The sequence below is a fragment of the Pseudomonas sp. DE0157 genome (assembly GCF_007678615.1).
Taxonomy (GTDB): domain Bacteria; phylum Pseudomonadota; class Gammaproteobacteria; order Pseudomonadales; family Pseudomonadaceae; genus Aquipseudomonas; species Aquipseudomonas parafulva_B.
Window position 1 is genome coordinate 82,283 of record NZ_VEJN01000021.1, and the last position, 7,149, is coordinate 89,431.

General features: G+C 65.2%; 5 protein-coding genes. 4 read left to right on the forward strand and 1 reads right to left on the reverse strand.

The window, feature by feature from the left end; genetic code table 11:
• The first annotated feature begins 4 nt into the window (after positions 1 to 4).
• Genes kdpB through FS777_RS20260 form a run of 4 tightly spaced genes read left to right on the forward strand, consistent with a single transcriptional unit; the run spans position 5 to position 6,005 of the window.
• A complete protein-coding gene (gene kdpB, locus FS777_RS20245) occupies positions 5 to 2,059 on the forward strand; it encodes a potassium-transporting ATPase subunit KdpB (protein WP_145257336.1) in 2,055 nt (684 codons plus the stop codon).
• 10 nt (positions 2,060 to 2,069) lie between these two features.
• Entirely contained in the window at positions 2,070 to 2,636 is a 567-nt protein-coding gene (gene kdpC, locus FS777_RS20250) for a potassium-transporting ATPase subunit KdpC (protein WP_100851920.1), read from the forward strand.
• A gap of 22 nt (positions 2,637 to 2,658) precedes the next feature.
• The gene (locus FS777_RS20255; RefSeq protein WP_145257339.1) at positions 2,659 to 5,313 is read left to right on the forward strand and encodes a sensor histidine kinase KdpD; all 2,655 of its coding nucleotides are present in this window, start codon (positions 2,659 to 2,661) and stop codon (positions 5,311 to 5,313) included.
• The gene (locus FS777_RS20260; RefSeq protein ID WP_145257343.1) at positions 5,310 to 6,005 is read left to right on the forward strand and encodes a response regulator; all 696 of its coding nucleotides are present in this window, start codon (positions 5,310 to 5,312) and stop codon (positions 6,003 to 6,005) included. Before FS777_RS20255 ends, FS777_RS20260 begins: the two co-directional genes overlap by 4 nt.
• A gap of 10 nt (positions 6,006 to 6,015) precedes the next feature.
• Here FS777_RS20260 and FS777_RS20265 read toward each other — a convergent pair whose 3' ends face one another.
• Entirely contained in the window at positions 6,016 to 6,921 is a 906-nt protein-coding gene (locus tag FS777_RS20265; protein WP_145257347.1) for a LysR family transcriptional regulator, read from the reverse strand.
• Positions 6,922 to 7,149 lie beyond the last annotated feature (228 nt).

The window sequence follows — 7,149 nt, forward strand, 5'->3', positions numbered from 1 at the left end:
GACCATGAACATGCCCATTCCAGAGATCAAGGCCCAACCAGACGCAGCAGCCCGGACGCGGCTGGCCGCGCTGTGGCGGCCAGCGTTGCTGCAGGCGTTGCTCAAGCTCGATCCACGTCAACTCATACGCTCACCGGTCATGCTGGTGGTGGCCATTACGGCCTTACTGACCACCGTGCTGTGCCTGGCCCCGGCCAATGGCGTCACCCCAGGCGTTGCGGTGCAGATCGCAGCCTGGCTGTGGTTCACCGTGCTGTTCGCCAACTTCGCCGAGGCCCTGGCCGAAGGCCGGGGTAAAGCCCGAGCCGACAGCCTCAAAGCCGGCAGCCAGGGGCTCTCGGCCAGGCGTCGCAATCCGGATGGCAGCTTCGACAACGTGCCGGCTGTATCCCTGCGCAAGGGTGATGTAGTCCGGGTGGAGGCTGGCGAGATGATCCCCGCCGACGCCGAGGTGATAGAAGGTATCGCTGCCGTCAACGAGGCAGCCATCACCGGGGAATCTGCGCCCGTCATTCGGGAGTCAGGCGGCGATCGTTCGGCGGTGACCGGCAATACCCGTCTGGTGTCGGACTGGCTGCTGATCCGCATCGCCAGCAACCCCGGTGACTCCACCCTGGACCGTATGATCGCCCTGGTCGAGGGCGCGCGCCGGCAGAAAACGCCCAACGAGATCGCCCTGGACATGCTGTTGATCGGCCTGACCCTGGTGTTTCTGATTGTGGTGGTGACCCTGCAACCCTTTGCTCACTTCGCTGGGGGCAGCTTGCCGCTGATTTTTCTGGCCGCGTTGCTCGTCACACTCATTCCCACCACCATCGGCGGCTTGCTCTCTGCCATCGGCATCGCCGGCATGGACCGCCTTGTGCGCCTCAACGTCATCGCACGTTCAGGGCGCGCCGTGGAAGCCGCAGGCGACGTGCACACCTTGATGCTGGACAAGACCGGTACCATCACCTTCGGTAACCGCCGCTGCAGCGCACTGTACGCCGCGCCCGGTGTGACCGCCCGTGAGCTGGGGGAGGGGGCCTTGCTGGCTTCGCTGGCCGATGACACGGCAGAGGGCAAGTCGATCGTCGAGTACCTGCACCAGCTTCATGATTTCGTCGAACCGGCGGCCGGGCACTACCAACCGGTAGCCTTCACGGCCCAGACACGCCTGTCTGGTATCGACCTGGGGCCACGTCGTTATCGAAAAGGCGCCGTCGATGCGCTCCTTGCCTTCGTCGAGATGCAGCGCGCGGACATGCCGACAGCCCTTGCCCGAGAGGTAGAGCGCATTGCCCAGTCAGGCGGTACGCCGTTGCTGGTGTGCCTCGACAAGCGTCTGCTGGGCGTGATTCACCTCAAGGATGTGGTCAAGCCTGGCATTCGCGAACGCTTTGCCGAACTGCGCAAGCTGGGTATCAGGACCGTCATGGTCACTGGCGACAACCCGCTCACGGCAGCCGCCATCGCGGCCGAAGCGGGCGTGGATGATGTGTTGGCAGAGGCAACACCGGAGAAAAAACTGGCGCGCATTCGCCAGGAGCAGCAAGACGGCCGTCTGGTGGCCATGTGCGGCGATGGTGCCAACGACGCGCCAGCTCTGGCCCAGGCGGATGTGGGTATGGCCATGAACGATGGCACCCAGGCTGCACGGGAGGCGGCCAACATGGTCGATCTGGACAGCGACCCGACCAAACTGTTGGACGTGGTGCAGGTTGGCAAGGCGCTGCTCATCACCCGTGGGGCGTTGACGACCTTTTCCATCGCCAACGACGTGGCCAAGTACTTCGCCATCCTGCCAGCGTTGTTCGCGGTGATTTATCCGCAGCTGGGGGTGCTCAACGTCATGCAGCTGGCAAGCCCGCAGAGCGCGATCCTGTCGGCCATCGTGTTCAACGCACTGATTATCGTCGTGCTCATTCCGTTGGCCTTGCGTGGGGTGCAGGTACAGGCTGCCAGTGCTGCGCAGCTGCTCAGGCGCAACCTGCTGATCTACGGGCTGGGCGGCATCATCGTACCGTTCGCCGGCATCAAGGTCATCGACCTGCTGCTCAACGCCTTGCACCTGGTCTGAGGAGGCCATCATGACTGCATACCTACGCCCGGCTCTGAGCCTGGTTCTGTCGATGACCTTCCTGACAGGTGCGCTGTACCCCCTGGCAGTCACCGGTATTGCCCAGGTGGCGTTCCCCTACCAAGCCAATGGTAGCCTGGTGCAAGACGAGCAGGGTCGCGTGCGCGGCTCTGCCTTGATCGCCCAGCGCTTCGAGGGTGACGGTTGGTTTCATTCCCGTCCCTCGGCAGGTGATTTCGCGACCGTGGCCAGCAGCGCCAGCAACCTTGCCCCTGGCAACCCAGCCTTGATGCAGCGTGTTCAGGCACAGGCAGCCGCGCTGCACCAGCCAGAGCAGGGGCCGGTCCCACTGGCGCTGGTCACAACCTCGGGCAGTGGGCTGGACCCACACCTGCCGCCGCTGGCCGTGGCCTATCAGTTGCCACGGGTAGCCGCCGCCCGACATCTACCCATCGAACGCTTGCAGCGTCTGCTCGAAGCCGCCACGCTGCGCCCATTGGTGGGCCCTGCGGTGGTCAACGTCCTGGCCCTGAACCAGGCACTGGAAAGGATGAGCCGTTCGGGCCAGGGCCTGTGACCCTTGCTGTGAAGGAAACCCCATGAGTGATTCCGACCGCGCCGATGCGCTGCTGGCAGATTTCCCAAAGCCGGGGCGAGGGCGGCTGAAGGTGTTTCTTGGCGCCGCGCCCGGTGTCGGCAAGACCTTCGCCATGCTCACCCATGCCCATGCCCAGCAGCGCATGGGCCGCCAAGTGCTGGTAGGCGTGGTCGAAACCCACGGGCGTGCCGAAACCGAAGCCCTGTTGGCGGACCTGCCCCAGCAACCGCTGTTGCGCACCCGTTACCGGGGCGTGACCCTGCACGAAATGGACCTGGATGGGGTGCTCACTACCCCGGGCAGCCTTGTGCTGGTGGACGAACTGGCTCACAGCAACGCGCCGGGCAGCCGCCACGCCAAGCGCTGGCAGGATGTGCAGGAACTTCTAGCCGCCGGTATCGACGTCTACACCACAGTCAATGTCCAGCACCTGGAGAGCCTCAACGACAAAGTGCGCGACATCACTGGTGTTTTGGTGCGTGAAACGGTGCCGGACTGGGTGGTGCACGAAGCGTTCGATCTGTTGCTGGTGGACCTGCCGCCACGCGACCTGCTCGAACGGCTGCGCGAAGGCAAGGTGTACGTGCCTGAGCAAGCGCGGGCGGCCATCGACGCATTCTTTTCCCAGCGCAACCTCAGCGTGCTGCGGGAGCTGGCCATGCAGGCCGCTGCCGCCCAGGTCGATGCCGACGCCGCCCAGGGCTATCGCCAGGGCGGCACTGCAGCGCCAGCGCTGCGCGGGCGCTTGCTGGTCGGGGTAGATGGCGACGACCAGGCCGAGCGCCTGGTGCGTCATGCCAGCCGCGTGGCGCAGCGTCGGCACTTGCCCTGGAGCCTGGTCCACGTGGACAACGGGCGCCTGCACGACGAGAACGGGCGCCAGCGAATACAAGCCGCCCAGCAACTGGCCGAGCGCCTGGGTGGGGAGGTGGTCGTGCTGCGCGCTGCGGAGGTGGCTCGTACGCTGATCGAGCATGCCCGCGAGCGGCGTGCCAGCCTGGTACTGGTAGGGCAGTCCCGTGACCGGTGGCGCCGCCGACTGTTCGGCGCCGGTGTCGCTGCACGGCTGCTGCGGGGCAGTCATGGTCTGGAGGTCAATGTGCTCGATCGCGACGTCCAGCGCTCGGCACCCAAGCCCGCAGCCCGATATGTGTGGGCATGGCGACATTACCTGTTGGCGCTGGCCGCGACCGTCCTGGCGGCGGGCCTGGCCTGGGCGGTGACCAGCGTGCTGGCGTTGCCCAACATCTCCCTGGTGTTTCTGGCAGCGGTGCTGCTGGTGGCAGTGCGCACCAGCCTTGGGCCCGCCCTGGCTTGTGCGATGCTGTCCTTCCTGGCGTACGATTATCTGTTCATTGCGCCCAACTTTTCCCTGAGTATCCAGCGCGAAGAGGACGTGCTGACCCTGGTGTTTTTCCTGCTGATGGCCGCGCTCACGGGTAACCTTGCCGCGCGCCAGCGCAGTCAGTTGCAGGCCCTGCGTGAAACCCAGGCGCAAACCATCCAGTTGCTGGACCTGTCTCGCCGCCTGACCGGAGCCACGGACCGTCAGGCGGTGCTGGAGGCTGCGCACCAGCACCTCGATGGCCGGCTTGGCTTGCAGGTCTGCATCCTGCAGCGCGACGAGCATGGCCAACTGCACGTAGCCAGCGGCGACCCCACTTCTTTTACCGACAACGAGCGCGCAGCGGCGCAGTGGGCCTGGCAGCACGATCAGGCGGCCGGATTTGGTAGCGATACACTGCCCGAAGGGCGTTGGTGGTGGTGGCCCTTGACCGTGGACAGCCAGCCTTTGGCCTTGATGGGCGTGGCTCAGTGCGCAGGCCAGGCGCTCAGTGGCCCCGAGCGGCGATTGCTGCGTGGCTTGGCGCAGCCAGTGGCCCAGGCCCTGGCCCGGGCACAGCTGTCCGAGCAGTTGGAGGCGGCGCGTCTGCACGGCGAGACCGAACAGCTGCGCAGTGCATTGCTGGCCTCCGTATCCCACGACTTGCGCACGCCGCTCACGTCCATGCGCGGCAGCATCGACAGCTTGCTGGCGTTGGGCGAGGCCATTGCCGAATCGGACCGACGTGAGCTGCTTGAAGGCACCCGCGACGAAGCCGAGCGGTTGGACCGCTATATCCAGAACCTGCTGGACATGACCCGCTTGGGGCACGGCAGTCTCAAACTGGCCCGCGACTGGGTAGCGCCTGCCGACATCGTGGGCAGCGCGCTGCATCGACTGCGGGCCGTGCTGGCACCCCTGAACCTCGATACCCAGGTGCCGGCCAACTTGCCACTGCTGTTCGTGCATGCCGCGTTGATCGAACAGGCCCTGGTCAACGTGCTTGAGAACGCCGCACGGTTTTCGCCTGCTCAGGGGCGCCTGCGTGTCGAGGTGACGGTGCACGACCAGCAGCTGCATATCGCCGTCAGCGATGAAGGCCCTGGCATCGCCCTGGCGGACCGGGACAAGGTCTTCGACATGTTCTACACCGCTGCACGCGGTGATCGCGGTGGCCAGGGCACGGGCCTGGGCTTGGCGATCTGCCAGGGCATGGTCGGGGCCCATGGCGGTCAGGTCAGGGTTGGCGAGGGCATCGATGGTGTTGGCACCTGCATGACCTTATGCTTGCCGCTGCCTACCCAACCGGACACTGGAAGCGACGTGCCATGAGCCAGACCGCCACCTTGCTGGTCATCGATGACGAGCCTCAGATCCGCAAATTCCTGCGCATCAGCCTGGCTTCCCAGGGCTATAAAATTCTTGAAGCGGAGAACGGCACCCAGGGGCTGGCGCAGGCTGCCTTGGGTAAGCCTGACCTAGTGGTCCTCGACCTTGGCCTGCCGGACATGGACGGGCAGCAGGTGCTGCGCGAACTGCGCCAGTGGAGCACGGTGCCGGTGATGGTCTTATCAGTACGCGCCAGCGAAGTACAGAAGGTCGACGCCCTGGACGCCGGCGCCAATGACTATGTGACCAAGCCGTTTGGCATTCAGGAGTTTCTTGCACGCGTTCGTGCCCTGCTCAGGCAGGTGCCGCAGAGGGGCAGCGCACCGGCCCGCATCAGCATCGGACCGCTGACCGTCGATCTTGCCTTGCGACGCGTGACCCTGGAAGACACCGATGTGACCTTGACCCGCAAGGAATATGCACTGTTGGCGCAACTTGCGAGCCATCCCGGGCGCGTTATCACTCAGCAGCAACTGCTCAAGGACATCTGGGGGCCAACCCATGTGGGTGACACGCATTATTTGCGCATCGTGGTCGGGCACCTGCGGCAGAAGCTTGGCGATGACCCGATGGCGCCGCGCTTCATCGCCACCGAGGCAGGGGTAGGGTACCGATTGCTCGCCCCGGTGCAGTGAGCGGCCTGGCTCAGGCCCTGGGCGGGTCCTTTTCGAATAGCTTGCGGACGCTGTCCAGGTAGTGCCGTGCGCCGAGGCCCAAGGGTCGAGGCTTGATCCAGATGATGTCCACCCACAGGCGCAGGCGACTGGCCATGTTGTCAAAGCGCACCTCAGCCAGCGCGCCCGAGGCGATGAGCGGCTCGACCAGGGGCTGCGGCAGATAGGCCCAGCCAAGGCCTGAGTGCACCAGCTCCAGTGTGGCCAGGTAGCTATCGGTCAGCCAGATGCGCCGGGACAGCACCATGCGCGGGTCGGAGCCGGTGGGGTTGCCGGAGGCGACGATGATCTGCCGCTGTTCGGCGAAGGTCTCTTCGGGCAGGGGCAAGGCGCCCTGCATGCCGGCGGGGTGACGGGGGGAGGCGACTGCCACCAGTAGCTGACTGCCGGCTTCGAGAAACGACTCACGCTCATCGATACCTGGGCGTTCGAAGACCAGTGCCAGTTGCACGGTACCGTCATGCAGCAAGCGGATGGCCTCGCGCTGGCTGGCCGAGCGCACCTCCACTTCCAGGCCAGGAAAGGCCTGCGCCAAGGCGTGTAGTGGTTGGCTCCAGGGCCCTGTTTGCAGTTCGGGTGCCATGGCGATGGTCAGGCGTTTTTCCAACCCTTGATGCAGTTGCAGGGCCTGAGCATCGAGCAGGTTCAGCTGGCAGATCACCTGCCTGGCCTGCGACTCCAGCGCCAGCGCTGCGCTGGTGGGTAAGGCTTTGCGGGTGGTACGGTCGAACAGCGGCAGGTCCAGTTCTGCCTCCAGTTGCGCGATGGCCATGCTGATCGCGGATGGCACCCGGCCCAGCTTGCGCGCTGCAGCGGAAAAAGACCCGGCCTCCAGCACGGCCAGGAAGATCGTCAAGGAGTCACTGGTGAAGGCCATGCGGGTGCCTGCTGATGAGCCGATTGGGTGGGGCGAGGGTAATGCTGGGGCGGGGGGATTGCTACCGCCTACCGGGCCTTCAATGCCCATCTATTAGATTCGTCCTGGAACTGGAGCTACAGTTTAAGCCCAAGATGCCGTTGCCGTTGCCGTTGCCGTTGCCGTTGCCGTTGCCGTTGCCGTTGCCGTTGCCGTTGCCGTTGCCGTTGCTTTGGCTTTTGCTTCTAA